28 protein-coding genes are annotated in these 25,314 nt (G+C 67.2%); 11 read left to right on the plus strand and 17 right to left on the minus strand.

The genetic code is table 11. The features are described 5' to 3' along the window. Positions 1-21: 21 nt before the first annotated feature. On the minus strand, positions 22-870 hold the full coding sequence (minC, locus tag ACVOME_RS02445; protein ID WP_053516171.1) for a septum site-determining protein MinC: 849 nt from the start codon (positions 868-870) through the stop codon (positions 22-24). Continuing rightward, positions 816-1,412, minus strand: coding sequence for a GNAT family N-acetyltransferase (locus ACVOME_RS02450; RefSeq protein ID WP_053516169.1), 597 nt, complete (start codon positions 1,410-1,412; stop codon positions 816-818). The genes minC and ACVOME_RS02450 overlap by 55 nt, the downstream gene beginning before the upstream one ends. Positions 1,413-1,550: 138 nt before the next feature. Here ACVOME_RS02450 and ACVOME_RS02455 point away from each other — a divergent pair, with 138 nt between their 5' ends. From ACVOME_RS02455 to ACVOME_RS02470, 4 genes are all read left to right on the plus strand, one after another. Further along, positions 1,551-2,753 carry a sensor histidine kinase gene (locus ACVOME_RS02455; protein ID WP_111186567.1) on the plus strand — a complete coding sequence of 401 codons (1,203 nt, stop codon included), beginning with the start codon at positions 1,551-1,553 and terminating at the stop codon, positions 2,751-2,753. Next, positions 2,753-3,394 (plus strand): response regulator, encoded by a 642-nt coding sequence (locus ACVOME_RS02460; protein ID WP_053516165.1) that lies wholly within the window; start codon positions 2,753-2,755, stop codon positions 3,392-3,394. Before ACVOME_RS02455 ends, ACVOME_RS02460 begins: the two co-directional genes overlap by 1 nt. Positions 3,395-3,627: 233 nt before the next feature. Continuing rightward, positions 3,628-4,701 carry a polyketide cyclase gene (locus ACVOME_RS02465; protein WP_053516163.1) on the plus strand — a complete coding sequence of 358 codons (1,074 nt, stop codon included), beginning with the start codon at positions 3,628-3,630 and terminating at the stop codon, positions 4,699-4,701. A 108-nt stretch (positions 4,702-4,809) separates the two neighbouring features. Next, the gene (locus ACVOME_RS02470; protein WP_065182368.1) at positions 4,810-5,181 is read left to right on the plus strand and encodes a DUF423 domain-containing protein; all 372 of its coding nucleotides are present in this window, start codon (positions 4,810-4,812) and stop codon (positions 5,179-5,181) included. 19 nt (positions 5,182-5,200) lie between these two features. Here the strand turns inward: ACVOME_RS02470 and ACVOME_RS02475 are convergent, their stop codons facing one another. The 6 genes from ACVOME_RS02475 to ACVOME_RS02500 are packed head-to-tail and all read right to left on the minus strand — an operon-like array spanning position 5,201 to position 9,184. After that, a complete protein-coding gene (locus tag ACVOME_RS02475; RefSeq protein WP_065174599.1) occupies positions 5,201-6,010 on the minus strand; it encodes a M15 family metallopeptidase in 810 nt (269 codons plus the stop codon). Positions 6,011-6,019: 9 nt separating this feature from the next. Next, positions 6,020-6,613 (minus strand): PH domain-containing protein, encoded by a 594-nt coding sequence (locus ACVOME_RS02480; RefSeq protein WP_481504682.1) that lies wholly within the window; start codon positions 6,611-6,613, stop codon positions 6,020-6,022. Further along, positions 6,610-7,899, minus strand: coding sequence for an alpha/beta hydrolase (locus tag ACVOME_RS02485; RefSeq protein ID WP_065174601.1), 1,290 nt, complete (start codon positions 7,897-7,899; stop codon positions 6,610-6,612). The genes ACVOME_RS02480 and ACVOME_RS02485 overlap by 4 nt, the downstream gene beginning before the upstream one ends. A 2-nt stretch (positions 7,900-7,901) precedes the next feature. Further along, complete coding sequence (locus ACVOME_RS02490) at positions 7,902-8,081, minus strand: DUF4177 domain-containing protein (RefSeq protein WP_053516154.1); 180 nt, start codon at positions 8,079-8,081, stop codon at positions 7,902-7,904. Then, positions 8,078-8,257, minus strand: a complete 180-nt coding sequence (locus ACVOME_RS02495) for a type II toxin-antitoxin system antitoxin (RefSeq protein WP_053516152.1) — start codon at positions 8,255-8,257, stop codon at positions 8,078-8,080. The genes ACVOME_RS02490 and ACVOME_RS02495 overlap by 4 nt, the downstream gene beginning before the upstream one ends. Positions 8,258-8,302: 45 nt before the next feature. Next, positions 8,303-9,184, minus strand: coding sequence for an SPFH domain-containing protein (locus ACVOME_RS02500; RefSeq protein ID WP_053516150.1), 882 nt, complete (start codon positions 9,182-9,184; stop codon positions 8,303-8,305). Positions 9,185-9,314: 130 nt separating this feature from the next. Between ACVOME_RS02500 and purT the strand changes: the two genes are divergently transcribed. Continuing rightward, on the plus strand, positions 9,315-10,502 hold the full coding sequence (gene purT / locus ACVOME_RS02505) for a formate-dependent phosphoribosylglycinamide formyltransferase (protein WP_053516148.1): 1,188 nt from the start codon (positions 9,315-9,317) through the stop codon (positions 10,500-10,502). 66 nt (positions 10,503-10,568) lie between these two features. Here the strand turns inward: purT and ACVOME_RS02510 are convergent, their stop codons facing one another. Further along, on the minus strand, positions 10,569-11,774 hold the full coding sequence (locus tag ACVOME_RS02510) for an endonuclease/exonuclease/phosphatase family protein (protein WP_262100228.1): 1,206 nt from the start codon (positions 11,772-11,774) through the stop codon (positions 10,569-10,571). Between the two features lie 38 nt (positions 11,775-11,812). Continuing rightward, entirely contained in the window at positions 11,813-12,568 is a 756-nt protein-coding gene (locus ACVOME_RS02515; protein WP_481504683.1) for an arginyltransferase, read from the minus strand. A gap of 155 nt (positions 12,569-12,723) precedes the next feature. Between ACVOME_RS02515 and ACVOME_RS02520 the strand changes: the two genes are divergently transcribed. Then, on the plus strand, positions 12,724-13,287 hold the full coding sequence (locus tag ACVOME_RS02520; protein ID WP_481504684.1) for an EF-hand domain-containing protein: 564 nt from the start codon (positions 12,724-12,726) through the stop codon (positions 13,285-13,287). Positions 13,288-13,337: 50 nt separating this feature from the next. Here the strand turns inward: ACVOME_RS02520 and ACVOME_RS02525 are convergent, their stop codons facing one another. The 4 genes from ACVOME_RS02525 to ACVOME_RS02540 all read right to left on the minus strand — a co-directional run bounded on the left by ACVOME_RS02525 (position 13,338) and on the right by ACVOME_RS02540 (position 17,008). After that, positions 13,338-14,555, minus strand: a complete 1,218-nt coding sequence (locus ACVOME_RS02525) for an RNA polymerase sigma factor (RefSeq protein WP_164151808.1) — start codon at positions 14,553-14,555, stop codon at positions 13,338-13,340. 172 nt (positions 14,556-14,727) lie between these two features. After that, a complete protein-coding gene (locus ACVOME_RS02530) occupies positions 14,728-15,219 on the minus strand; it encodes a pathogenicity-like protein (protein WP_053516139.1) in 492 nt (163 codons plus the stop codon). A 4-nt stretch (positions 15,220-15,223) separates the two neighbouring features. Then, complete coding sequence (tesB, locus tag ACVOME_RS02535) at positions 15,224-16,144, minus strand: acyl-CoA thioesterase II (protein WP_414487809.1); 921 nt, start codon at positions 16,142-16,144, stop codon at positions 15,224-15,226. Between the two features lie 87 nt (positions 16,145-16,231). Continuing rightward, positions 16,232-17,008, minus strand: a complete 777-nt coding sequence (locus ACVOME_RS02540; protein ID WP_053516135.1) for an enoyl-CoA hydratase/isomerase family protein — start codon at positions 17,006-17,008, stop codon at positions 16,232-16,234. Positions 17,009-17,042: 34 nt separating this feature from the next. Here ACVOME_RS02540 and ACVOME_RS02545 point away from each other — a divergent pair, with 34 nt between their 5' ends. After that, positions 17,043-17,483 (plus strand): copper chaperone PCu(A)C, encoded by a 441-nt coding sequence (locus ACVOME_RS02545; protein ID WP_053516133.1) that lies wholly within the window; start codon positions 17,043-17,045, stop codon positions 17,481-17,483. Between the two features lie 105 nt (positions 17,484-17,588). Here the strand turns inward: ACVOME_RS02545 and ACVOME_RS02550 are convergent, their stop codons facing one another. Further along, positions 17,589-17,996 carry an acyl-CoA thioesterase gene (locus tag ACVOME_RS02550; protein WP_053516131.1) on the minus strand — a complete coding sequence of 136 codons (408 nt, stop codon included), beginning with the start codon at positions 17,994-17,996 and terminating at the stop codon, positions 17,589-17,591. After that, positions 17,996-20,980 (minus strand): excinuclease ABC subunit UvrA, encoded by a 2,985-nt coding sequence (uvrA, locus tag ACVOME_RS02555; RefSeq protein WP_346480749.1) that lies wholly within the window; start codon positions 20,978-20,980, stop codon positions 17,996-17,998. The genes ACVOME_RS02550 and uvrA overlap by 1 nt, the downstream gene beginning before the upstream one ends. Before the next feature lie 317 nt (positions 20,981-21,297). On the opposite strand from uvrA, the gene rplU reads away from it, so the two are divergent. The 3 genes from rplU to cgtA all read left to right on the plus strand — a co-directional run bounded on the left by rplU (position 21,298) and on the right by cgtA (position 23,119). Next, positions 21,298-21,606: a 50S ribosomal protein L21 gene (gene rplU / locus ACVOME_RS02560; protein ID WP_006424709.1), complete on the plus strand. Its 309-nt coding sequence runs from the start codon at positions 21,298-21,300 to the stop codon at positions 21,604-21,606. Positions 21,607-21,624: 18 nt separating this feature from the next. Then, the gene (gene rpmA / locus ACVOME_RS02565; protein WP_053516127.1) at positions 21,625-21,888 is read left to right on the plus strand and encodes a 50S ribosomal protein L27; all 264 of its coding nucleotides are present in this window, start codon (positions 21,625-21,627) and stop codon (positions 21,886-21,888) included. Between the two features lie 178 nt (positions 21,889-22,066). After that, complete coding sequence (gene cgtA, locus ACVOME_RS02570) at positions 22,067-23,119, plus strand: Obg family GTPase CgtA (protein WP_065174613.1); 1,053 nt, start codon at positions 22,067-22,069, stop codon at positions 23,117-23,119. A gap of 189 nt (positions 23,120-23,308) precedes the next feature. Here the strand turns inward: cgtA and rpsT are convergent, their stop codons facing one another. Beyond that, positions 23,309-23,578 carry a 30S ribosomal protein S20 gene (rpsT, locus tag ACVOME_RS02575; protein WP_005408560.1) on the minus strand — a complete coding sequence of 90 codons (270 nt, stop codon included), beginning with the start codon at positions 23,576-23,578 and terminating at the stop codon, positions 23,309-23,311. A gap of 117 nt (positions 23,579-23,695) precedes the next feature. Here rpsT and murJ point away from each other — a divergent pair, with 117 nt between their 5' ends. Continuing rightward, entirely contained in the window at positions 23,696-25,300 is a 1,605-nt protein-coding gene (gene murJ / locus ACVOME_RS02580; protein WP_053516124.1) for a murein biosynthesis integral membrane protein MurJ, read from the plus strand. Positions 25,301-25,314 lie beyond the last annotated feature (14 nt).

Below are 25,314 nucleotides of genomic sequence, written 5' to 3' on the forward strand. Positions count from 1 at the left end.
CTGCATGATGTTGGGGCTGCGTCAGTCCAGCGCAGCGATCTTGACCTGGTCCTGTTCCAGCCACACCTGCACGGCCTTGCCGCGCAGGTTGTCCGGGACATCGTCCAGTACCTTGTAGTGGCCGGCAATGGCCACCAGTTCCGCATGGAAATCACGGCAGAAGATGCGTGCCGCGGTGTTGCCCTGGGCACCTGCCAGCGCGCGGCCGCGCAGGGTGCCGTAGATATGGATGCTGCCGTCGGCGATCACCTCGGCACCGGCGCCGACGGTCGCCATGACCGTCAGGTCGCAGTTCTCCGCGTACAGCTGCTGGCCGGAACGCACATTGCCGAGCTGCATGCGGCCCGGTTGCGGTGCCGAGCCCTCGGCCACCCTGGCCACCGGAGCGGCCGGGGCCGGCTTCGGTTCCGCGCGGGCGGCGCGGCGCGGCTCCGGCGCAGGCGCAGGCGGCGGGGCCGGCTCGGTCTCGACACGCTCGTACTGGGCGCGGAACTTGGCCAGCAGCGGCAGGCCGAGCTGCTGCGAGAGCTGGTCGACCGCGCTGGTGCCATAGGCCAGCGCCACCGGCAGCACGCCGGCGCTGCGCAGGCCATCGACCAGCGCCTGGGCGGTGGCCACGTCCGGTACCTGGCTGAGGCCGCCGAAGTCCAGGATCACCGCGGCACGGCCGAACAGTTTCGGGGCGCGGGTCACCCGTTCGCGCATTTCCTGCACGAGCCGTTCGACATCGAGGGTCCGCACGCGCAGGTTGGCGATGCCGACCTGGCCGATCTTCAGTTCACCTGCCTGTTCGTAATCGAAATTCACCGCCACGCTCAGGTCCCCGTCGGCCGCTGTGCCTGCGCCGGCAGCTGCCGGTCGCGTGTCCATGCCACATCCGGCAGCTTGCCGCCGTAGGTCTCCTGTACCCACGGGTAGCTGCACAGTTCCTTGGCCAGCATGCTGGCGCGCACATCGACCTGCGGCATGGTGTTCTGGCCCAGCTCGCGGAAGCCGAAGCTGCCGTGGAACAGCAGGGCGGCATCGGCACCATGGTCGAGGAAGACTTCGCAGGTCATCTGCGGGTAGCGCAGCTCGGCGAAGCTCTGCGCATCGGCGTAGAACGCCCTGCCGACGCCACCACCGCGGCGGCGGCTGGCGACCACGATGCGGTCGATATAGAAGAACGGGGTGTCCAGCTGCTGCTTGAACCAGGCGAAGTTGCTGCTGTCGTGCTGGCTGTCGCTGCCGAAGCCGATCAGGAACCCGGCCAGGTTGCCGTCGCGCTCGGCGACGCGGAAGTACTCAGCGGTTTCATAGAACAGGCGCAGGCGTGCGGCATCCAGCGGAAGGATGGCCAGGCCAGCGTTGTTGTTCAAAGCCAGGACGGAATCGAGCTCGTGCTCGCGCACGTCGCGGATGACAATCGACATTGTGACTCCGTGGGGTAACGCGGTTGGTCCTGCAACGGACCCTGCGCACGATTATTGCATGGGTGGCTGGCGGGGGCACGCCCGTCGCCATGACTTCTGCCCGGGGGCAGGAGCGCTGGTTCAGCCTAAGATGCCTCCATGTTGGGATATCTCAGCCAAATCCGAGTCCTGCGCCTGGCCGGCCTGTTCACCTGGGTCATGGTCGGCCTGCCCGTGGTGTATTCCCAGTACGAGTCGATGCTGCGGCACGACGGCAGCGGCATCGACAGCTGGTCCCTGTGGCTGTTTGCCGCCTACCTGTTCTTCGGCGCCGGCTACTTCTGGCTGACCCGTGGCCTGCGCGACAGCAGCCAGGCCGCCTGGTACGACCGGGTGGTGCTGGTGGTACTGACCGGCTCGGCCCTGGGCGTCAGCTACCTGAGCGGTTCGGGCCTGGGCAGCATCCTGATGATGGTGGCCGCCGGAGTGATCCCGTGGATGCTGCCCGTGCGCAGTGGGGTGATCTGGTTGCTGCTCAGCCAGCTGGCGGTGCTGCCGGTCTACTATCTGATTCTCGACATGCCGTTGTTCGAGGCACTCATGCAGTCGCTGCTGTATGGCGGCTTCTCCATGTTCATGTTCGTGACCAGCCTGGTCGCACGGCAGCAGACCGACGCCCGCGACGAGCAGCGCCGGCTGAATGCGGAGCTGAGGGCAACCCGCGCCCTGCTGGCCGAGAGCGCACGGGTCAACGAGCGCACCCGCATCTCGCGCGAGCTGCATGACCTGCTGGGGCATCAGTTGACCGCGCTGACCCTGAACCTGGAAGTGGCCGGCCATCTCGCCGAAGGCAAGGCGCTGGACCACGTGAAACGCTCGCACACGCTGGCCAAGCTGCTGCTGGGCAATGTGCGCGAAGTGGTCAGCCAGCTGCGCGAGACCAGCGCCATCGACCTGGCTGCCGCGCTGCGCCCGCTGACCGAGAACGTGCCCTCGCTGGACATCCAGTTGGACATCGAGGACCCCCTGAACGTGGAGGATCCGCAGCGGGCCCACGTGCTGCTGCGCTGCACCCAGGAGATCATCACCAATACGGTGCGCCACTCCGGGGCCCGTCATCTGTGGATCCGGGTGTACCGTGAGGCACCGGACCGGGTGGTGGTCGAGGCGCGCGACGACGGTGTCGGCGCGGAAATGGTCAATGTGGGCAATGGCTTGCGCGGGATGCGCGAGCGCCTGCAACAATGCGGTGGCCAGCTGCAGGTGGAAACCCGCCCCGGCGAAGGCTTCTGCCTGCGTGCGACGGTGCCGGCAACCGTGCTGGTGGCCGCCCTTACCAAGGTTCCTGAAGGAGTGCGTTGATGATTCGCGTCTGCCTGGTCGACGACCAAACCCTGGTGCGGCAGGGAATCCGCTCGCTGCTGGCGCTGGACGACGGCATCGAGGTGGTGGCCGAGGCCGGCGACGGCCGGCAGGCGGTCGAACTGGTGCCCCAGGTCCGTCCGGATGTGGTCCTGATGGACATGCGCATGCCGGTGATGTCCGGGCTGGAGGCGCTTCAGGTCCTGTCGCGGCTGGAACAGCTGCCGCCGACCATCATCCTGACCACCTTCGACGACGACCAGCTGGTGCTGGCGGGCCTGAAGGCCGGCGCCAAGGGGTATCTGCTCAAGGACGTGACCCTGGACCAGCTGGTGGGCGCCATCCGCACCGTGGCTGACGGCGGATCGCTGGTGCAGCCGGCGGTGACCCAGCGGCTGCTGTCCGGGCTGGAACACATGCGCAATGATTTCGTCAGCCTGGACCGGCCGGACCCGCTGACCGACCGCGAGACGGAGATCCTGCGGCTGATGGCCAGCGGCTTCTCCAACAAGGAGATCGCCAATTCGCTGGGCGTGGCCGAGGGCACCATCAAGAACCATGTGTCCAACATCCTGTCCAAGCTGGGCGTGCGCGACCGTACGCGGGCCGTCCTGAAGGCGTTCGAACTGCAGCTGGTCTGACGAAAAGCCTTTTGCGCCAAAGGTTTGGCCGGCATTCCCGGGCCCCGGGACGGGCTGCCCCCTACATGCGGGGCGGCCGGATGCGCTACCCTGCCAATCCTTTGTCCATACAAATACGCAGCCGGCAGGGAAACCGGTGCGCCAATCGCGATAAACAATGCCCGCGAAGCCTGCTAGGATTGGCGCTTCGCTTCAATCAACCCGGCCGTGGGATCGGCCCCGGAGACTCCTGAATGACCCGTATTATCGAGTTCCTGATCGCCTTGGGGATCGTGGCTGGCCTGTTCGTCATCATTGGCGTATGTCTGCCGGGCGAGCGCCACATCACCGAAAGCATCGAGACCAACCGCAAGATGACGATCGTGTACGACACGGTCAGCAGCCTGCGCCGCTTCAAGGACTGGAACCCGCTGGTACTGCGCGATCCCGCCGTTGAACTGAAGCTGTCCGGCCCGGCCTCCGGCGTCGGTGCCACCCTCGACTTCTCCTCCAAGGACCTGGGCAACGGTTCCTGGAAGGTGACCGAGGCCGAAGAGAACAAGCGTGTTGTGATCGCCATCGAAGACCCGACCAAGGGTCACGACAAGGTCACCACCTTCAATCTGGAGCCGACCGGCAAGGGCGGTCGCAACGTCAAGATCACCCAGGACTACTCGGTGAAGTACGGCTTCGACCTGTTCGGTCGCTATGCCGGCCTGTATGTCAGCCGCCAGATCGGCGACGACATCAAGCTGGGCCTGTCGCGCATGGCGAACATGCTGGCCACCGTGCCGAACGTCGACTACCGCACTCCGGAAGCGCCGCTGACCGATCTGGGTATCGTGCAGGTGCCGGCCGAAGACCTGCTGGTCGTCAACGCCGGCAACGTCGACCGCGGCCAGGACACCATCACCAAGTCCATCAAGGACAACCAGGAGTGGATCAAGCGCGTGATGGAGGCCAATGGCCTTGAAGCCGCCGGTCCGTTCCGCATCATCACCACCGATTTCGGTGCCGAGAAGTACGCCTTCGACATCGCACAGCCGGTGAAGAAGAAGGGTACCGAAGGTGCCACCGGTGAGGAGCTGACCGTCAAGATCGACGGTGGTGCCCCGGTCAAGTACGTGCATGTCGCCCCGCATCGTTCGGCGCATGCGGCCTACACCGGTCACATGGCCGGCCTGGACGTGGCCCGCAACGGCCTGCGTGCGTGGGCAGTGACCTCGGGCAACGAAGTCATCGACCGTCCGTACGAATCGTGGAAGGACGGCGTGGATAAGTCGTTCACCCAGGAAGGCACCTACGACATCTACTGGGCCGTCAAGTAAGCGCTGGCTGACCCATGTAGTGTTGAACACGAAAACGCGCCGCTTCCTGCGGCGCGTTTTTTTTCATCCCGCGTCCGCCGCCGGGCGGGCGCCGCGCAAGGAGCAGTCATGTTCAATCTGGAACGACGTGCGCGTAAGCCCTCGCTGCTGGCCTGCATCGGTGCGCTGTTGGCGGCCGCTTCGATCGGCCTGTCGGCCTATGCCTCGCATGGCGTGTCCGATCCGCAGGCGCAGCAGCATCTGAACATGGCGGCGCTGTATGCGTTCGCCCATGGTGCCGTGCTGGTTGCAGTGGGACGGCGCGCGCAGGGCGTGATCGCACATCTGGCGCTGTACGTGCTGCTGCTGGGCGTCGTGCTGTTCTCCGGCAGCCTGGTGGGCAGCGCGCTCTGGCAGTGGCCTACCCGGCTGGCGCCTGTGGGCGGCACCAGCCTGATGGTGGGATGGGTGTTGCTGGCGATCGACGCCCTGCGGCGGTGAGGGCAGTGCGGGGAGGGGCTCAGCCGTTGGCCGGTCTCCAGCACCAGTGCCAGGGCTCGTAGACGATCCCGTGCGGGTTGCCGCGCGGGTAGCTCAGGTGGAATCCATGCCCGCGGGCGTGCGCCTGCAGCCACGCGAACGCATCGGTACGCTCGAACGATTCCTCTGCAGGTGCATCGCCCGGGGTGCCGATATCCAGCGCGTGCCCGCTGTGGTGTTCGCTGAAGCCCGGCGCGGCGTTGACCTTCAGGATCTCCGCCACGCTCAGGCCGCGGCCGCGCTTCCGCTCGAAGATTCCCAACTGGTACGCATGGCTGCGGAAGCCGGAAATGGCATCCAGGGCAACGCCATCGCGGGCCGCGTGCAGGCGCATCCGCCGCCACCCCTGCGCCGCGTCGCGGCGCAACCACAGGGGCCGCGAAAAGCGATCGCGGCCGGCGAAATGCAGCAGGCACGGCTCGGCTTCCAGCGGCAGCCCGGTGTCATCCGCGTAACCCTGCGCATCCAGGCCAAGGTGCTGCAGGCGTTGCTGCAAGCCCGCCAGGGGCAGCCATCGCTGCTCCAGTGCCGCAGCGAAAGGGCGTGACGCGCGGGCATCCAGCAGTGCCAGCGCCTCCTCCACGCCAGGCTCGTGCGGCAGGCGCGGCACCAGCGAATGAACGCCCTGCGTCAGCACGGCGGCCAGATAGCGGCCATCGCGCTTGCGCCGCAGCACCCAGCGGGCCCGCGCCAGCAGGCGTGCATCGAGGTTGCTGCGCGCGCGCAGCAGATCGGCCGGCCACAGTTCGATGGCCTCGGTGTTCAGCAGCAGCAGCGGTCGGCGATGCATGTCCGCAGCTTACTGCCGTGGCGGGGCTGCGGCCACCTTGCGCAGGGCGTCAAGCAATGCCTGTGGGCGTTCCATGCTCAGCAGCAGGGTGCTGCCGCCGCGCACCGGAATCGCCAGCGTGCGGTGACGGTCGGTGACCAGGGCGAAGCCCTTGCCGCCGCCCTGCAGCCGCATATGCCCGGAATAGAAGCCGGGCATCGAGTAGCCGTTGGTCTTGAAGCGGATGCCATAGCGGCGGTCCTGCGCCAGGTCCACCACCTCGGCCTGGTCCAGCAGCATGTCGCGCACCGGTGTACGCCGTCGGTACAGCGTCGAACGCACATCCAGCACGCCACCCACCAGCTCCACGCGGCGGCGGAAGAACGAAGTACCCAGGCCCACGCCGATCAGCACCAGCACGGCGATGCTCCATGCCGCGCTGCCGTTCATCAGGAAGAACGGCGGCGACACGGTGACTTCCATCCATGGTGCAGGCGCACGCGTGCGGCTGAACTGCACGTACACGCTGATGACCAGCACGGCCAGCACCGGCAACAGCACCCACAGCACGCGCAGGGGTGAACTGCCAGCCAGCTCGAACGGACGGGCTTCATTGGGGCTCATCGTTGTGCCTCCACCCATCGGGCGATGTCATCGATCAACCCCGCATCGACATGGCCGGGCCGGGTGTACTCCTTCAACGAACTCGGGCCGCTGCCAGCGATGCCGATGTGGTTCAGCGCCGGATAGGTCCGCCACTGCACATCGTCGCGCCGGGCGAGGGCCTTCTGCCAGAGTGCCCAGTCGGCATCGGGAACCTGGAAATCGCGCCCGCCATGCAGCATCAGCAGCGGTGCGCGCAGCCGCTGTGCATCGGCGCGGGCATCTACGGCTTCGATGCTCTTCCAGAAGGACTGCGGAACGCCGAGTGGCAGTTCGCTGGCGGGTACCGGCGTGCTGCCACGTGCTGCGGCGATCTGGCTGTCCAGTTTGTCCAGCAGCGCCTGACCGGCCGCGCTGATGTCGCCGTCCAGGCTCAGCAGGTAGCGGTTCTGTTCCGGCAGCAGGTCCAGCAGCGTGCGCGCGGGAGCGGCCCACAGGATGGCGCCACGCGCCTGTGGCCAGCGGCTGGCGATGCGTGGCGCAAGCATGCCGCCCTGGCTGTGGCCGAGCACGAACACGCGGCGGCCGTCGATGCGCGGGTCGCTGGCGACGGCCTCCAGTGCCGCCACCGCATCGTCGGTGGATTCGTCATCGACAGTGAAGGTGCCGCTCTGGAAATCCTGGGGCCGGGCGAGAGTGCGCTTGTCGTAGCGCAGTACCGCGATTCCGTGCGCGGCGAGGCCACGGGCGATATCGAGGAAGGGACGGTTGCCGCCGATGGTTTCGTCACGGTCCTGCGGGCCCGAGCCGTGCACCAGCACCACTGCCGGGAACGGGCCTTTGCCCTTGGGCAGCGCCAGCGTGCCGGGCAGCGCACCGCGTGTCTGCGGCACACTGAAATCAACTTCGCTGTAGGTCGCATCGGCCGGCGGCGGCGGTGCCTTGGCCGCGGGGGCGGGGCGCAGCAGCAGGCCGGCGACCTTGTCCTGTGCATCCACGGCCACCTGCGCGATCACCGCGCCACCGGTGAACTGCAGCGGAACTTCCACCAGGTGCAGGCCCTGCTGCTCGCTGCTGCGGGCCTGGCCGCGCTGCTGCAGTTCGCCCAGGGACCGCCACACGCTGTCGAGCTTCTCGGCGGGAACGGCACGGGCCATCTGCGGGGTCAGCATCGCCTCCGCATCGGCGATGCGGCCGGCCTGCAGGTGGTCCAGCAACCGGGCGGCAACCTGCTGCGGTTCGGCGGCGAATGCGCCACCGCTCAGCAGCGCCAGTGAAAGGGCGAACAGCGAACGGCGGGTCTTCATGGTCAGAGCTCCTTCTTGAAGACCAGCACCGCTGCGCTCATCGGCGCGGGGATCACGATGTTGACCAGCTCCCAGCCAAGCTGGCCCTGCTTGTTCAACGCCTCCTGCACGGCTTCGGTCTTCATGCTGCCCATCAGCGTCGAGGGCACTTCCAGGGTCTGGTACGTCCAGCGCTTGCTCATTCCTTCTCCTCCTGAGGTGGCTTGGGATGCGGCAGCCTGCCGGCCTTGCGCAGCGCGTCGCGCAGCAGGTACTCGATCTGCGCGTTGAGGCTGCGCAGTTCGTCGTCGGCCCAGCGCTGCGCCGCGGCCAGGACGTCGGCGTTGATGCGCAGTGGATAGGCTTTCTTCTCGCTCATGGATGCTCCTGGCGGGGCGGTGGGGCGCCCCGTTGCGAGGGTGATTCAGTACAGCGAACCGGCGTTGACGATCGGCTGCGTGCCCCGGTCCGAACACAGCACGGTCAACAGGTTGCTGACCATGTGCGCCTTGCGTTCCTCGTCCAGCTGCACCACGCCGTTCTTCTGCAGTTCGCCCAGGGCCATCTCGACCATGCCGACCGCACCGGCAACGATGCGCGTGCGTGCCGCGATCACCGCGTTGGCCTGCTGGCGCTGCAGCATGGCCTGGGCGATTTCGGCAGCATAGGCCAGGTGGCTGATGCGTGCGTCGATCACCTGCACGCCGGCGTCGGCCAGGCGCTCGGCCAACTCGTTCTTCAGGTGCTGGGAGATCTCGCTGGCGTGGCTGCGCAGCGCCAGCTGGCCCTCTTCATGCTGGTCGTAGGGATAGCTGGTGGCCATCGCGCGCAGCGCCGATTCGGACTGGATGTGCACGAAGCTCTCGTAGTCGTCCACGTTGTAGACCGCTTCGGAGGCATCGACCACCTGCCAGACGATCACTGCGGCGATCTCGATCGGGCTGCCATCGAGCTCGTTGACCTTCAGCTTGCCGCTTTCGAAATTGCGCACGCGCTGGCTGACGTGGCGCTTGCTGTAGAAGGGGTTGTTCCAGCGCAGGCCATTGTCTTTCACGGTGCCGACGTACTTGCCGAACAGGCTCACCACCGCGGCCTGGTTCGGCTGCACGGTGTACAGGCCCGCCAGCGCGAACAGCGCCACCACCGCGACCAGCGCGCCAACCAGCATCATCAGCAGGTTGGGGGAGCCGGTCGACGCCTTGGCGGCGATGCCCAGCACGAACAGCACACCGCCGAAGACGGCGACGAGCAATGCGCCCGCCAGAGTGCCCAGGCCGTTGAGGGAGGACAGCGACTTCTCTTTCATGGCAGTACGTCCTTGAGGGTTCGAGGCGACGATATCAAATTGATATCAGATGGCGACTACCGTTCGTCGGGAACCGCCGCTGGACCGGCTAGAATGCCCACCCGCCTTCACATCACTGCCGGACCCCTCCATGGCCAAGCTCGGAACCCCCCTCTCGCCCTCCGCCACCCGTGTGCTGCTGCTGGGCTCGGGCGAACTCGGCAAGGAAGTGGCCATCGAGCTGCAGCGGCTGGGCGTGGAGGTGATCGCCGCCGACCGCTACGCCGATGCGCCCGCCATGCAGGTCGCGCATCGTTCGCACGTGATCGACATGCTGGACGCGATGGCGCTGCGCGCGCTGATCGCCCAGGAACAGCCCCACCTGGTGGTGCCGGAGATCGAGGCGATCCACACCGAGACGCTGGTACAGCTGGAACAGGAGCAGGGCCTGCGGGTGATCCCCACCGCGCGTGCCGCACGCCTGACCATGGACCGTGAGGGCATCCGCCGCCTGGCCGCCGAGACGCTGGGCCTGCCAACCTCGCCCTACCGCTTTGTCGATACCGAGGCGGAGTACCGCGCCGCCGTGGCCGCCATCGGCCTGCCGTGTGTGGTCAAGCCGGTCATGTCCTCCTCGGGCAAGGGACAGAGCACGCTGCGCAGCGAAGCGGACATCGCGCCGGCCTGGGAGTATGCGCAGACCGGCGGCCGCGCGGGCGCCGGCCGCTGCATCGTCGAGGGATTCATCGATTTCGACTACGAGATCACTCTGCTGACCGTGCGCCACGCGGCAGGTACCTCGTTCTGCGCGCCGATCGGTCATCTGCAGAAGGACGGCGATTACCGCGAGAGCTGGCAGCCGCAGCCGATGTCGGACAAGGCGCTGGCGCGCGCGGAGGAGATCTCGCGTGCGATCACCGATGACCTGGGTGGCTGGGGCCTGTTCGGCGTGGAGCTGTTCGTGAAGGGCGATGAAGTGTGGTTCAGCGAAGTGTCGCCGCGCCCGCACGACACTGGCCTGGTGACGCTGGTATCGCAGGAACTGAGCGAGTTCGCGCTGCACGCACGCGCCATCCTGGGCCTGCCGGTTCCGGTGATCCGCCAGAGTGGTCCGTCGGCATCCTGTGCATTGCTGGCGCAGGGCGAAGGCGTGCCGTACTTCAACAACGTCGCGGCCGCACTGCAGGTGCCGGATACGGCCGTGCGCCTGTTCGGCAAGCCGAGCGTGCACGGTCAGCGCCGTGTCGGCGTCACCCTGGCGCGCGCCGACACCATCGACGAGGCGCGCTCGATCGCCCGTGATGCCGCCGACGCCATCGGCGTCGAGCTGCGCCCGTAAGCCGGTAGCGCCGGGCCGCGCCCGGCGGCTCTCTGCAAGGCAGAGCAGCGCGCCTGGCGCCTGGGGTCACTTCACATCCACCCACACCAGGTGGTGGTCGCTGCCGTCGGCAATCTTCGCTTCAGGGCTGTTGCTGGCTGGCCAGAACACGCCGCTGCCTACGTACTCGAACCCGGTGGAAGGCAGTACGTAATCCAGTCGCAGGGTGCCGGACTTCGGACCAAAGTCGCCGGTGGCGTGGAAGGGCGCACCCTTGCGCACGATGCCCTTGGCGGCATAGGCGAGGCTGGTTTCCTCAGCCCCCGCGCTGCGCGGGGTGGGGTAGCGCAGTACGCGTGCGTTCTCGATCAGTTCGACGATCGCCTCGTGGCGGCCATCGCCGTCGACCGGGTCGTTGTTGAGATCGCCGAGGATCACGAAGCGTGCGTCCTGTGCCAGACCTCCGCACTGGCCCTTGTCGTCGCACAGCCAGGGCTTGTCACCCGCGGTGAGATATTCCTGCCACAGGCGCAGTTCGTCGTGGTTGCGCGCCGCGTTGCGCTTTTCCGGGCCGTCGAACACCGGTGGCGTCGGGTGCGAGACCAGCGCATGCACCACGCCGGCCGGGGTCTGCACCGGTACATCCCAGTGCGACTTCGACGACAGGCGCAGCTGCGACCACACGGCGTCGCTGTAGAAGCTCTGCCCGCTGCGCGGATCGACCGGACGGATCGCGCCCGGCATCGTGCTCCACTTCAGCAGCTGGAAGCTGCGTACCCTGGCTTCATCGATCGGGTAGCGCGACAGCACCAGCATGCCGTACTGGCCCGGGTGCAGGCCGTAGCCCCAGGCATCGTTGCCACGGCTGCGACCTTCGCCGCCGACCACGCCGTTGTTGTCCAGGTCCAGGCCACTGGGCACGCCGGTGTTGACCGGGGCCAGGTAGCGGTAGGCGAAGTGCAGCGGCGCGCCGCCGCCCGGCTGCGCCACTTCCAGGTAGCGCTTCTGGAACAGGTCGGCGGCGCGATGGGCGTCGTCGAAATCGAATTCGTTCAGCAGCACCAGGTCCGGGCGCACCTGCTGCAGCACGGCGGCAATCTTGCGCGCATGCGCGCTGTCGCCTTCAAGCTCCCTGATCAGGCCGCCGGCCTCATCGGAGTACAGCGACGTGTTGTAGGTGGCCAGGCGCAGCGATGCGGACGGTGTTTCGGTCATCGCAGGGGTCCTGGCAAGAGCAGGGGCCGCAGCGCCACACAGCAGGGCCAGGGCAAGAATCAGGGGTTGGGTGTTCATGCCGCCTATTGTGCACCCCGCCCGGTGTCAGCGGTTTGTCAGCGGCCGTCCAGATCGCGGTCGAAATCGTGCCAGCGACGGCCATCGTAGGCCTCCAGCGGACGGAAGCGGCGCTTGTAGTCCATTTTCTGGTGTTCACGGATCCAGTAGCCCAGATAGACGTGCGGCAGCCCTTCGCGACGCGCCCATTCGATCTGCTGCAGGATGGCGAACGTGCCCAGTCCCCGCGCTGCGTGGTCTGGATCGAAGAAGGTATAGACCGCCGAAAGGCCGTGCTCGGTGACATCGGTGACGGCCACTCCGAGCAGCTGGCTGGGCCGGCCATCGTGGCCCGGCAGGCGCATCTCCAGGAAGCGGGTGTGCGACCAGCTGCCGATCAGGAACTGCTCGAACTCGTGCGGGCCATGATCGTCCATGCCGCCGTTGGCGTGGCGGTGCACCAGATAGCGGTGGTAGAGGGCAAACAGATCCTCGCGCGCAGTGGCGGCGGTGATCCGCACCTCCAGGTCGGCGTTGCGGGTGGCGCAGCGACGCTGGCTGCGGTCCGGCGCGAACCGGGTCACCGGAATCCGTACCGCCACGCAGGCATGGCACTGCGCGCAGTGGGGCCGATAGACCAGGTCGCCGCTGCGGCGGAAGCCCCAGCTGAGTGCGAGTGGATACAGGCCGCCCAGGCGACGGTCGTGGGGATCCATCACCAGGTCGCGCGCCACCCGGTCCGGCCAGTACCCGCAGGGGTGCTCGCCGGTCTGGAACAGCCGCAGTTCGTCGTCTCTGTCGCCGTGGATCGCCATGGCCACAGCATAGCCCCAGCGTGTCGCAATGAACGCGACTGTCCGCCGGATGAACGGAACTGGCGGTTGCGTCAACCGCCGTCGCGGCCGGGCGTTGTTGTCATTCGAGGGTGAAGTGATCACCCCGACGCAACCTCATCCCCAGGAGTGACCTCATGATCCGTACCCCCCTGCTGCTGGCCCTGCTGCTGGCCACGTCCGCCTCCGGTGTCGCGCTGGCGGCGACTCCCCCGACCGCACCGGCACAGCGTCCGGCCAAGCTGGACACCAACGGCGACGGTGTCATCGACCGCAGCGAGGCCGCGGCCAACCCACGTCTGGCGGCCAAGTTCGACGAACTGGACCGCAACAAGGACGGCAGGCTGTCGCGCGATGAAATGCCGCGCTGGCAGCATGGTCGTCGTGGCGGCCATGGCGGCGAGCGCTGGGCCAGGCTGGACACCGACAAGGACGGCCGCATCAGCCGCGAAGAGGCCAAGGCCGATCCGCGCCTGGCGGCACGTTTCGATCAGCTCGATCTCAACAAGGACGGCTATCTGGACAAGGCTGATCGCGAGCTGCGCATGAAGCAGCATCGCGACGCCTGGTTCGCCGCTGCCGACACCAACAAGGACGGCCAGTTGAGCAAGGCCGAATTCGATGCGGCGAAGGGCCCGATGCATGACGGCCCGCGCCACGGGGGCCCGCGTGACGGCGCCGCACCGAAGCCGCAGCGCTGATCGCGGCGCAACGTTCAACGACGACGCCGGCAGACTGCTGGCGTCGTCCGTTACAGGCGACCGCTGTCGAGCAGCGTATAGGCCACCAGGGCGATCACCAGCAGGTTCATCGCGATGATGGCGCTGCGGCCGTACATCGCTTCGTACTTCCAGTTGATGCCCTTCCGCCCGCGCCGCGCTGCGTCGCGCACGATCAAGGGCCGCATCAGGCGCTGCAGCGGTCCCAGGCACTGATAGTTGACCGCGCCCAGGCCGATGGCCATGACCACCAGGTGTACCCATACCGGCGTCTGCAGCAGCACGACCAGCAGTATGGACAGGCAGCAGGCCATCACGGTCCAGGTGTTGAGATGGACGAAGCGCCGGACCTGGGCCCGCTCCGGTTCCGTTTCGGCGTAGGACAGCAGGAAGCGACCGCCCAGGTAGCTGCCCAGCACGCCGCCCAGCACGGCACCGGCGATCGCTGCCCAGTTGTGGGCCGGGACCAGATGCAGGTGCCCCAGCGCCGCTGTCAGCGATCCCATCGCGGTACCACCGGCTGCGCTGGCGCCGCCCAGCCCCAGCTTGCTGCCGCCAATGCCCACACCGGTGCCGAGCAGGATCGCGGCACTGGCCGTGCCGGGCGCAGCAATCAGCACCATCGAGACCACGGTGGTTGCGAAGGCGGCGCTGGGTGCGCTGCTGCGCGCGAATTCGCCGAAGCGCTGCAACAGTCCCTCGCGGACCTGCGCGCGGGCCCGCGACAGGCGCTTGCGCACCGCCGCATCACTCAGGCCCAGCAGGTCCGCCACCTGCTGCGAGCGCTGACCTTCCCGGTAGTAAAGCAGCAGGACTTCGCGGCTGTCGGTGGGCAGCGCCGAGATGATGTCCTCGGCGGCAACCTCCTCTTCCAGTCGCTGCAGGCGGTCGGCGGCAGTCGGCGAGGGGTCGGCCGCCATGCCCAGCGCAACTTCGGCGGCCTCGCCGCTCAGGGGCCTGCCGCGTTGTGCACGCAGCCAGTCGCGCGCGAGGTTGCGGGTGATCTGCCGCAGCCAGGGCAGGAAGCTGGTGGAACTGCGCAGCTGGTGCAGCTGCTGCCAGCCCTTCACGAACGCTTCCTGCGCGATGTCCTCGCTGGCCTGGCGATCGCCGGTGATGGCCAGGGCGATGGCGGTCACGGTGTTCTGGCAGGCGAGCACGATGCGCCCATAGGCGTGCTGGCAGCCACTGCTGGCCGCCGGCAGCTCGCGTTCAAGCGTCTCGTCGATCGTTGCAGCGAAAGTCGTCATGGCGGCAGCTCCTGCTGGATTGTGTCCCAAGACGGAGCTGCGCGCCCGATGTGACCGGCCCGCCTGCCGGTAGCGGGGGGGGGGGGGGGGGGGGGGTGGGGGGGGGGCCGCGGGGGGGGGGTTTGGGGGGCGCGGGGGCGGGGGGGGGCCGGCCCCCCCCGCTACCGGCGCGTCATTTCGAGGGCTGGATGCGGACCCGCACTTCTTCCTGTTCCGGCGCGGGCTGCTGCGGTTGCGTCTGTGGGGCGGGGGCGGGTGCTGCGGGGGCCGGGCCACCGCGGTGGCGCAGGCCGATCACCAGCGCCACGCCAGCGATCACCACCAGCAGCGCGATGCGGATCCGCCAGGCCCAGCTGCGCCCGCCGCTGCCGGCATCCGGCGTGTCGCGGAACGCGAACTCGGCCGTGGGATGGTCGCGGCGGGTGGTATCGAGCAGGCGTGCATCGCGCAGGATGTCGCGCGCACGCGGCTGGTCGTCGGCGCGCACGATCCAGACCGCTGGATAGCCCTGCGTATTGCCCAGGTCGGTATAGCTGAACTGGCCGCGCCGCCGGGTCTTGTACGAGCGACCATTGGTCACCTTCACTTCGATGCCATGGCTGCGCAGGAGCTCGGCCACGCCCTCGACGGTTTCCACACGCTGGCTGCTGAAGATCTGACGCATCGGATCAGTCCTTGGCCGGCACGGCGGCCGCTGCAGTCTGGTCGGGAACCACGCGGATCAGGCCCTCCTGTGCCGTGCTGGCCACCAGCACGCCATTGCGGGTGAAGAACTGGCCGCGGGCGAGGCCGCGCGAATCCTGCGCACTGGGGCTGTCCAGCGAATAGAGCAGCCAGTCGTCGGCGCGGAACGGGCGGTGGAACCAGATCGCGTGGTCGAGCGAGGCCATCTGCACGTGCGGATGGTAGTAGCTGATACCGTGCGGGAAGGTCGCCGTGCCCAGCAGATGGAAGTCGGACGCGTAGGCCAGCAGCGCCTGGTGCAGCTCGGGGGCATCGCCGACCGGTTCGCTCAACCGCATCCAGACCTGGTGATAGGGCGGGCGCTTGGGCGGATTCAGTTCGTCGCGGGGATAGACGTGGCGGAACTCGAACGGGCCACCGCGCGAGAGCCAGCGCTGCACTTTGATCGGCAGCCGCTCCAGCACTTCGGCCGGCAACGGGCGGTTCGGCTCGATGTCTTCCGGTTGCGGCACTTCGGGCATCTTGTGCTGATGCTCGGCACCGGTCTCCGCCTGCTGGAACGAGGCAGCACAGAAGAAGATCACCTTGCCATGCTGGATCGCGGTCACCCGGCGCACGGAGAAGCTGCCGCCATCGCGGGTGCGGTCCACGTCGTAGACGATCGGATGGTCGATGTTGCCGGCCCGCAGGAAATACGCGTGCAGCGAATGCACATGGCGCCCGTTGTCGACCGTGGCCTGGGCGGCGGCCAGCGCCTGGCCCAGCACCTGCCCGCCGAACACGTACTTGGTGCCGATGTCGCGGCTCTGTCCGCGGAACAGGTTGTCCTCCAGCCGCTCCAGGGTGAGCAGGTCGATCAGCTCGGAGACGACGGGTTCGGGCGTGTCGTTCAAGGGGGCGGCCACAACAATGAAGAGGCCTTGATTATACCGGTCCGGGGTCGGATCCCTTTCGCATTGCAGAAGGGGGCTGACCCCAGAGCGCGGAGACCGTTACTTGCCCAGCCGCGCCACCAGCGCCTGCAGGGCATTCTGTGCGTCCGGGGCGAACCAGGCCTCTACGAACCGGTCCAGCTGGATCAGGTCCGGGTGCAGCGCTTCGTGCAGGTCATTGCGGGCCACGGCGCGGGTCAGCAGCATCGGCTGCCGCGGCTGCCTGAGCAGGTTCTGCAGCCAGGCCACGGCGCGGGCGACCACCAGATCGCCCTCGGCCAGTTCGTCGACCAGGCCGATCTGCAGCGCCTGCTCGGCCGGCACCAGGGCGCCGGTGGTGAGCAGCACCCCCGCGCGGTGCACGCCGACGGTACGGCGCAGCAGGCGCTGGATGCCTTCCGGTGCGATCAGGCCGACCTGCACCTCGTTCAGTCCGATGGCATACGGGCGTGCCGGGTCGGCGCTGCGCGCCATCACCCGGTAATCGCAGCACAGGGCGAGCACGCAACCGCCGGCAGGGGCGTGGCCGGTGATCGCGGCGACCACCGGGATGCGGCTCTCGGCCAGCGTACGTACCGCGCCGAAGAAGGCATTCCAGGTATCCAGCAGCTTGTGCTTGTCATCGCCGTGGGAGAGCAGGTGTGGCACGTCCATGCCGCCGGTGAACACGCGCTCGCTGCCGGACAGCACGATGCCGTGCGCATCGTCGGCCATGGCCTGCTCGACGGCGTGGATCAGCTGCCGGCACAGGTCGGTGTCCAGCGCATTGACCGGCGGCCGCGCCAGGCGCAGTTCGCGGATGGGACCATGGTTGATCACCTCGATGAGCGTCGTCATGCTGCGGTCTCGTTGCGAAGAAGGAACGTGGGCGATGATAACCAAACCATTCGTTGGCGTACTGTTGCTTCTGTGTGCGTCCGCAGCAGCGGCGGCGGAATCGCGCTGTGTGACGGTGGAGCAGGGCTGGGTGCGCCTGCCGCCGAACCCGGCCATGCCGATGACGGCGGGTTACGGGACGATCGTGAACCGCTGCGCAGCGCCGGTAACGGTGGTGGGCGCGGGCAGCAGGGCCTTCGGCGACGTGTCACTGCACGAGACCACCGTGGTCGACGGTGTCAGCCGGATGCGCGAAGTCGAACGGCTGCCGATTGCAGCCGGGGCGCGCACCGAGCTCAAGCCCGGTGGCCTGCACCTGATGCTGATGGAAGGCGAGGGAGCTTTGAAGGAAGGGCAGGTCGTGCCGCTGCAGTTGCAGCTGGAGGGCGGTGGCACCGCCAGCGCAACGCTGACGGTACGCAAGGCCGCTCCATGATGCAGCGCCCGTTCCGCCGGGCATCAGGGTCGGACCGGCGTCGGTAGCGCCGGGCCATACCCGGCGGAGTGGGGCCGACCCGGGCCGGCACCCACCCGCAGTGCATCAGCTCGATGCGCTGCGGATCGCGTCCGGCAGCGGCGCGCTTTTGCCGGTCTGGGTATCCATCCAGACCACCACCACGTTGCCATCGGAGTACAGCTTCGACTCGTCCTGCTGGTCGACGATGCGGTGACCGATGGTGACGCTGCTGTTGCCCAGGCGCTCGACGAACAGTTCGACCAGGATGTCGTTGGGCCACACGATCGGCAGCCGGTAGTTGACGTTGGTCGCGGCCACCACCGGCGCGATGCGGTCGGTCATCGACACGCCTTCCACGCCCAGCATCCAGCGCACGCGCGCTTCCTCCAGGTAGGAGATGTACTTGGCGTTGTTCACATGGCCCATGCTGTCCATGTCGCGCCAGCGCACGCTGATCGGGATGCGGGCCAGGATCTTGTGTTCGCTGCTCATCAGGCGTCCTTCTTCTTGGTCGTGCTCTTGCTGGCCTTGCCGGTGCTCTTGGCGGCCACGGCCTTCTTCGTCACCTTCTCCGGCTTCACCTTGCGCGGCGGCCGGGCGTCTGGCTTGTTGGCCACGGCGGCCGGCTGCTCCGGGCGCGCACTGGTGGACGGCAGCATGCGTGCCAGGAACTGCCCGGTGTACGACTGCGGGCAGGCGGCCACGTCTTCCGGCGTGCCGGTGACCAGGATGGTGCCACCCCGGTGGCCGCCTTCCGGCCCCAGGTCGACGATCCAGTCGGCGGTCTTGATCACATCGAGGTTGTGCTCGATCACCACCACCGTGTTGCCTTCGTCGCGCAGCTTGTGCAGCACGCCCAGCAGCGCTTCGATGTCGTGGAAGTGCAGGCCGGTGGTCGGTTCGTCGAGGATGTACAGGGTGCGGCCGGTATCGCGGCGCGACAGCTCCTTGGACAGCTTCACGCGCTGCGCTTCACCACCGGACAGCGTGGTCGCGCTCTGTCCCAGCTTGATGTAGCTCAGGCCGACATCCACCAGCGTTTCCAGCTTGCGCGCGATCGACGGCACGGGCTCGAACAGCTTCAGCGCATCTTCGACGGTCATTTCCAGCACGTCGTTGATGTTGAAGCCCTTGTACAGGATCTCCAGCGTTTCGCGGTTGTAGCGCTTGCCGTGGCAGACATCGCAGGGCACATACACGTCCGGCAGGAAGTGCATCTCGACCTTGATCAGGCCATCACCCTGGCACGCCTCGCAGCGTCCGCCGCGCACGTTGAAGCTGAAACGACCCGGTGAATAACCACGCGCACGCGCTTCGGGCACCTGTGCGAACAGCTCGCGCAGCGGGGTGAACAGGCCGGTGTAGGTGGCCGGGTTCGAGCGCGGGGTGCGGCCGATCGGCGACTGGTCGATGTCCACGACCTTGTCGAACAGGTCCAGGCCATCGATCTCCTTGTACGGGGCGACCGGGTGCGAGGAGCCGTTGATCTCGTTGGCGGCCAGCGAGAACAGGGTGTCATTGATCAGCGTCGACTTGCCCGAGCCGGACACGCCGGTCACGCAGGTCAGCAGGCCCGAGGGAATCGACAGGTCCACGCCCTTCAGGTTGTTGCCGCTGGCGCCGCGCAGATGCAGGGTCATCTTCGGGTTCGGCCGGTGCCGCCGCGCCGGGATCTCGATCGAGCGCTTGCCGGACAGGTACTGGCCCGTCAGCGAACGGGGTGCATCCAGGATGTCCTGCAGGGTGCCCTGGCCGACGATCTCGCCACCGTGCACGCCCGCGCCCGGGCCGATGTCCAGCACGTAGTCGGCCAGGCGGATCGCATCTTCGTCATGCTCGACCACGATCACCGTGTTGCCGAGGTCGCGCAGGCGGGTGAGGGTGCCCAGCAGGCGTTCGTTGTCGCGCTGGTGCAGGCCGATCGACGGCTCGTCGAGCACGTACATCACGCCGACCAGGCCGGCACCGATCTGGCTGGCCAGGCGGATGCGCTGTGCCTCGCCACCGGAGAGGGTATCGGCCTTGCGCTCCAGAGTGAGGTAGTCCAGGCCCACGTCGACCAGGAAGCCCAGGCGTTCGCCGATCTCCTTGACGATCTTCGAGGCGATCTCGCCACGCCAGCCCGGCAGGCTCAGTTCGCTGAAGAACTTCAGGGCTTCGTCGATCGGCAGCACCACCAGGTCCGGCAGCGGCCGGTCGGCCACGAACACGTTGCGCGCAGCCTTGTTCAGGCGGGCACCGTTGCACTCGGGGCAGGCGCGCTCGCTGATGTACTTGCCGAGCTCCTCCTGCACGGCCGCCGACTCGGTTTCCTTGTAGCGGCGTTCCAGGTTGGGAATGATGCCCTCGAAGCGGTGCTTGCGCTGGGTGCGGCCGCCGGCTTCGGTGAAGTAGGTGAACGTGATTGCGTCCTCGCCGCTGCCATACAGCACGGCCTGCTGCACCTTGGCCGGCAGCGAGTTCCAGGCGGCATCGACGTCGAACTTGTAGTGACGTGCCAGCGAGGCGATCAGCTGGAAATAGTACGCATTGCGACGGTCCCAGCCACGTACTGCGCCGGCGGCCAGGGACAGCTCGGGATGCACGACCACGCGCGAGGGATCGAAGAATTCGGCCATTCCCAGGCCATCGCAACCGGGGCAGGCGCCCATCGGCGCGTTGAACGAGAACAGGCGCGGTTCCAGCTCCGGCAGCGAGTAATCGCAGACCGGGCAGGAGTATTTGGAGGAGAACAGGGTCGGCGCGCTGGCGGTGTTGTCCAGGCTCTGCACCGAGGCCATGCCGTCGCCGAGTTTCAGCGCGGTCTCGAAGCTCTCGGCCAGGCGCTGCTTGATGTCCTCGCGCGGGCGGAAGCGGTCGATCACCGCCTCGATGGTGTGCTTCTGGCGCAGCGCCAGCGGCGGCACCGCGTCGATCTCATGCAGCTCGCCATCCACGCGCACGCGCACGAAGCCCTGTGCGCGCAGCTGGTCGAATACCTGCGCGTGTTCGCCCTTGCGATCGCGGATCACCGGGGCCAGCAGCATGTAGCGCTGTTCCGGGTCCAGCGTCAGCACCTGGTCGACCATCTGGCTGACCGTCTGCGCTTCCAGCGGATAGCCGTGGTCGGGGCAGCGCGGCGTGCCGACGCGGGCGTACAGCAGGCGCAGGTAGTCGTAGATCTCGGTGATCGTGCCGACCGTCGAGCGGGGGTTGTGCGACGTCGACTTCTGCTCGATCGAGATCGCCGGAGACAGGCCCTCGATGTGGTCCAGGTCCGGCTTCTCCATCACGCTCAGGAACTGCCGGGCGTAGGCCGACAGCGACTCGACGTAGCGACGCTGGCCTTCGGCGTAGATCGTGTCGAAAGCCAGCGACGACTTGCCCGAGCCGGACAGGCCGGTGATCACGATCAGCTTGTCGCGGGGCAGGTCGAGGTCGAGGTTCTTCAGGTTGTGCGTCCGCGCGCCGCGGATGCGGATGAAATCCATCGCCATGGGGAATCCGGTTGTGGGGGCGTTGGCTGGGTGCCGGGCCAGCAGGGAACGGCAATCGGTCAGCCTACCGAGGTGACCAGATGGGGGCAATGGGCGACAATGCCAGCCCGGTGTCTCACCTTCTGAGACAGGCCGACAGGTGGGGGTCAGATCCCTTTTCACAACGTGAAAAGGGATCTGACCCCGTTCCGGCCGGGCCTCCCAGGCCGTTCAGGGGTTGACTTGACCCGCGGCCGTTGATCTGCGTACAATTCCGCTCCTGTCCGCCCTCGATGGCGGCAGCTCAGACCACAATAACTACAGAGGAAGGCCTGGTCATGTACGCAGTACTGGTCACCGGCGGTAAGCAATACCGCGTGGCGCAGGGCGAAAAGCTCCGCGTTGAAAAGCTCGAAGTCGAAGTCGGCAGCGAGATCAAGTTCGACAACATCCTGATGCTGGGCGACAGCGATGGCGTGAAGCTGGGCGATGCGCTGAAGGGCGCCGCCGTCACCGCCAAGGTTCTGTCCCAGGGTCGTGCTGACAAGGTCCGGATCATCAAGTTCCGTCGCCGCAAGCACCACATGAAGCGCCAGGGTCACCGTCAGTACTACACCGAAATCGAGATCACCGGCATCGCCGGCTAAGCATCAGGAGAAGCAGTCATGGCACATAAAAAGGGCGTAGGCTCCTCGCGCAACGGTCGCGACTCCAACCCGAAGTACCTCGGCGTCAAGATCTTCGGCGGCCAGGCCATCGAAGCAGGCAACATCATCGTGCGTCAGCGCGGCACCCAGTTCCACCCGGGTTCCGGCGTCGGCCTGGGCCGTGACCACACCCTGTTCGCCCTCGTGGACGGCAAGGTGGAGTTCTCGGTCAAGGGTCCGAAGAAGCGTCGCACCGTCAGCATCGTCTCGGCCGAAGCCTGATCCAGGCATCCGCCGGCACCCGTGCCCCGGCATGGGAATGCTGCATGAAGAGCCCCGCTTCGGCGGGGCTTTTCGTTAGAGTAAAAGCAAGACCGGCTGCGCCGGGTTGCCCGCCATCGGCTGGCATTACATTCAAGGCGACGGCAGGTTGGCCGCGCCCATCGCAGGCATCGAAACAATGAAACTGGTAGACGAAGCAGAAATCGAAGTGTTCGCCGGCAACGGCGGCAACGGCTGCATTGGCTTCCGTCGCGAGAAGTTCATTCCGCTCGGCGGCCCGGACGGCGGCGACGGCGGTGCGGGCGGCAGCGTGTACATCCGCGCCGACGAAAACCTGAACACCCTGGTCGACTTCCGCCATGACCGCATCTTCAGGGCGCAGCGCGGCGAGAACGGCATGGGCCGGCAGGCCTATGGCAAGGGCGGCGAAGATCTGACCATCACCGTGCCGGTCGGCACCGTGGTCATCAACGTCGCCACCGATGAAATCATCGGCGACCTGACCCAGCACAACGACCGCCTGCTGGTGGCCAAGGGCGGCAGGGGCGGCCTGGGCAACATGCACTTCAAGAGCTCGACCAACCGTTCGCCGCGCCAGGCGCTGCCGGGCGAGCCGGGCGAAGAGCGCACGCTGAAGCTGGAACTGAAGCTGCTGGCCGACGTCGGCCTGCTGGGCTTCCCCAATGCCGGCAAGAGCACCCTGATCCGCGCTGTCTCGGCGGCGACGCCGAAGGTGGCCGACTACCCGTTCACCACGCTGTACCCGAATCTGGGCGTGGTGAAGGTCGAGAACTACCGCAGCTTCGTGATTGCCGACATTCCGGGCCTGATCGAGGGTGCGGCCGACGGTGCCGGTCTGGGCGCGCAGTTCCTGCGCCACCTGCAGCGCACCCGCCTGCTGCTGCACCTGGTGGACATCTCGCCGATGGAGGGTGGCGTGGAAGGCATCTCCCCGGTCGAGCAGGTGCGCGCGATCGAGCGCGAGCTGGAAAAGCACGATCCGGAACTGCTGGAAAAGCCGCGCTGGCTGGTGCTGAACAAGGCTGACCTGATGTTCGAGGACGAGGCCAAGGCGGCGGCCGAGCAGATCGTGGCCGAGCTGGGCTGGAAGGAGCCCTGGTTCCTGGTTTCCGCCCTGGGGCGCGAAGGTACCTTCCCGATCATGAGCCGGATCATGGCCTTCTTCGATCGGCAGAAGGAAGAGGAGCTGGAGGCCCGCAACGCGCAGTAAGGGCGTTGTGGCTCCCGCCAGAAAAGCCCGGCTTCGGCCGGGTTTTTTGTTGGTTGCGATGCAGGCAGCAGCCGAGCATGGGCTCGGCTCTACGGAAAACGGGGAGGCGGCGGAGTGCAGGCAACAAAAAACCCGGCCGGAGCCGGGCTTTTGCGTGTCGCCGGGACGGCAGCCCCGGCGGCAACCGGATCAGGCGGCCTTGAGGGCCTTGATGCGGTCGTTCAGGCGGCTCTTGTGGCGAGCAGCCTTGTTCTTGTGGATCAGGCCACGCGCGCTGAAGCGATCCAGGATCGGCTGGGCAACGGCGAAGGCGGCTTCGGCGCCGGCGGCATCGTTGGCGTCCAGCGCCTTGATCACTTTCTTGACAGCGGTGCGCAGCATCGAGCGCTGAGCCACGTTGCGCGCGTTGCGCACGACGGTCTGCTTGGCGCGCTTCTTGGCGGACTTGATATTGGCCACGGTGGTGGTTTCCTGAAAAAATCGGTGTTATGGGAACAGCAAGCTGGCTAGTATGATGGCGCGGGAAATGTACGTCAAGTCGATTGTCAAGAGGGACGTTGAGTGAGTTCACCGAAGATGTTGCGGGGCCTGCTGTCGTTCAGCAGCATGACCATGGTCTCGCGGGTGCTCGGACTTGTCCGGGACCAGGTGATCACCACCACGTTCGGCACCAATGCGGTTACCGATGCGTTCTGGGTGGCGTTCAGGGTACCCAATTTCCTGCGTCGCCTGTTCGCCGAAGGCTCCTTCGCCACCGCCTTCGTGCCGGTGTTCACCGAGGTGAAGGAGACCCGCAGCCACACCGAACTGCGCGAACTGATGTCACGCGTGGCGGGCACCTTGGGCGGGACGCTGCTGGTGGTCACCGCGCTGGCGTTGATCTTCGCTCCCCAGCTGGCGGTGGCGTTCTCAAGTGGCGCTGATACCGACCCGGTCAAACAGACCCTGCTGGTCGATCTGTTCCGCCTGACCTTCCCGTTCCTGTTGTTCGTCTCGCTCACCGCGCTGGCCGGCGGGGCGCTGAACAGCTTCCAGCGCTTCGCGATGCCGGCGCTGACCCCGGTCATCCTCAACCTGTGCATGATCGCCGGCGCGCTGTGGTTGGCGCCGCAACTCGGCGGCACCCCGGAAAAGCAGATCCTGGCGCTGGGCTGGGCCGTGCTGGCGGCCGGTATCCTGCAGCTGCTGTTCCAGCTGCCCTCGCTCAAGGGCATCAATCTGCTGACCCTGCCGCGCTGGGGCTGGAACCACCCGGGTGTGCGCAAGGTGCTGACCCTGATGGTGCCGACCCTGTTCGGTTCCTCGGTGGCGCAGATCAACCTGCTGCTGGACACCCTGATCGCCGCCAAGCTGACGGATGGCTCGCAGTCCTGGCTGTCCCTGGCCGACCGCTTCCTGGAGTTGCCGCTGGGGGTGTTCGGCGTGGCCCTGGGCACGGTGATCCTGCCGGCGTTGGCCCGCCACCACGTCAGCACCGACCGCGAGGGCTTCTCGCGCTCGCTCGACTGGGGCCTGCGCATGACCCTGCTGATCTCGGTGCCGGCCATGCTGGGCCTGGTGCTGCTGGCTGAACCGCTGATCGCCACGCTGTTCCAGTACCGCCAGTTCACCGCCTTCGATACCCGCATGACCGCGCTGTCGGTGTATGGCCTGAGCTTCGGCCTGCCCGCGTTTGCCCTGTTGAAGGTGGTCCTGCCGGCCTTCTATGCCCGCCAGGATACCCGCACCCCGGTACGTGCCGGCGTGGCCGCGCTGGTGGCCAACATGGTGTTCAACTTCGTCCTGCTGGCCGTGCTGTATCAGGTGATGGTGCCGGACGCGCTGAAGGCGCAGGGTGTGATGACGGCCATCGGCAAGCAGCCCGGCCTGCATCTGGCGCTGGGCATTGCCAGTGCGTTGTCCAGTTACCTGAACCTGGGCCTGCTGTGGTACTGGCTGGGCAAGACCGATGTCTACCAGCGTCTGCCGGGCTGGGGCAGCTACCTCGTGCGGCTGCTGGTGGCGTGCGCGTGCATGGTCGGCGTGCTGCTGGCCCTGCTGTACTGGATGCCGGCCTTCACCGGGATGGACAAATGGCACCGGATCGGCGGCCTGATCCTGCTGGTGGGGGGCGGTGGCCTGACCTATCTGTTGGCGATGCTGGCCATGGGCTTCCGCCCGCGCGACCTGCGCGGGCATTGATCGTCGCCTGCGGC

It is taken from the genome of Stenotrophomonas sp. STEN008 (genome assembly GCF_056760435.1).

Coding starts and splice junctions, on each gene's coding strand:
- minC (WP_053516171.1), bottom strand. CDS start 870: ATGGACACGCGACCGGCAGCTGCCGGCGCAGGCACAGCGGCCGACGGG.
- ACVOME_RS02450 (WP_053516169.1), bottom strand. CDS start 1,412: ATGTCGATTGTCATCCGCGACGTGCGCGAGCACGAGCTCGATTCCGTC.
- ACVOME_RS02455 (WP_111186567.1), top strand. CDS start 1,551: ATGTTGGGATATCTCAGCCAAATCCGAGTCCTGCGCCTGGCCGGCCTG.
- ACVOME_RS02460 (WP_053516165.1), top strand. CDS start 2,753: ATGATTCGCGTCTGCCTGGTCGACGACCAAACCCTGGTGCGGCAGGGA.
- ACVOME_RS02465 (WP_053516163.1), top strand. CDS start 3,628: ATGACCCGTATTATCGAGTTCCTGATCGCCTTGGGGATCGTGGCTGGC.
- ACVOME_RS02470 (WP_065182368.1), top strand. CDS start 4,810: ATGTTCAATCTGGAACGACGTGCGCGTAAGCCCTCGCTGCTGGCCTGC.
- ACVOME_RS02475 (WP_065174599.1), bottom strand. CDS start 6,010: ATGCATCGCCGACCGCTGCTGCTGCTGAACACCGAGGCCATCGAACTG.
- ACVOME_RS02480 (WP_481504682.1), bottom strand. CDS start 6,613: ATGAGCCCCAATGAAGCCCGTCCGTTCGAGCTGGCTGGCAGTTCACCC.
- ACVOME_RS02485 (WP_065174601.1), bottom strand. CDS start 7,899: ATGAAGACCCGCCGTTCGCTGTTCGCCCTTTCACTGGCGCTGCTGAGC.
- ACVOME_RS02490 (WP_053516154.1), bottom strand. CDS start 8,081: ATGAGCAAGCGCTGGACGTACCAGACCCTGGAAGTGCCCTCGACGCTG.
- ACVOME_RS02495 (WP_053516152.1), bottom strand. CDS start 8,257: ATGAGCGAGAAGAAAGCCTATCCACTGCGCATCAACGCCGACGTCCTG.
- ACVOME_RS02500 (WP_053516150.1), bottom strand. CDS start 9,184: ATGAAAGAGAAGTCGCTGTCCTCCCTCAACGGCCTGGGCACTCTGGCG.
- purT (WP_053516148.1), top strand. CDS start 9,315: ATGGCCAAGCTCGGAACCCCCCTCTCGCCCTCCGCCACCCGTGTGCTG.
- ACVOME_RS02510 (WP_262100228.1), bottom strand. CDS start 11,774: ATGAACACCCAACCCCTGATTCTTGCCCTGGCCCTGCTGTGTGGCGCT.
- ACVOME_RS02515 (WP_481504683.1), bottom strand. CDS start 12,568: ATGGCGATCCACGGCGACAGAGACGACGAACTGCGGCTGTTCCAGACC.
- ACVOME_RS02520 (WP_481504684.1), top strand. CDS start 12,724: ATGATCCGTACCCCCCTGCTGCTGGCCCTGCTGCTGGCCACGTCCGCC.
- ACVOME_RS02525 (WP_164151808.1), bottom strand. CDS start 14,555: ATGACGACTTTCGCTGCAACGATCGACGAGACGCTTGAACGCGAGCTG.
- ACVOME_RS02530 (WP_053516139.1), bottom strand. CDS start 15,219: ATGCGTCAGATCTTCAGCAGCCAGCGTGTGGAAACCGTCGAGGGCGTG.
- ACVOME_RS02540 (WP_053516135.1), bottom strand. CDS start 17,008: ATGACGACGCTCATCGAGGTGATCAACCATGGTCCCATCCGCGAACTG.
- ACVOME_RS02545 (WP_053516133.1), top strand. CDS start 17,043: ATGATAACCAAACCATTCGTTGGCGTACTGTTGCTTCTGTGTGCGTCC.
- ACVOME_RS02550 (WP_053516131.1), bottom strand. CDS start 17,996: ATGAGCAGCGAACACAAGATCCTGGCCCGCATCCCGATCAGCGTGCGC.
- uvrA (WP_346480749.1), bottom strand. CDS start 20,980: ATGGCGATGGATTTCATCCGCATCCGCGGCGCGCGGACGCACAACCTG.
- rplU (WP_006424709.1), top strand. CDS start 21,298: ATGTACGCAGTACTGGTCACCGGCGGTAAGCAATACCGCGTGGCGCAG.
- rpmA (WP_053516127.1), top strand. CDS start 21,625: ATGGCACATAAAAAGGGCGTAGGCTCCTCGCGCAACGGTCGCGACTCC.
- cgtA (WP_065174613.1), top strand. CDS start 22,067: ATGAAACTGGTAGACGAAGCAGAAATCGAAGTGTTCGCCGGCAACGGC.
- murJ (WP_053516124.1), top strand. CDS start 23,696: ATGTTGCGGGGCCTGCTGTCGTTCAGCAGCATGACCATGGTCTCGCGG.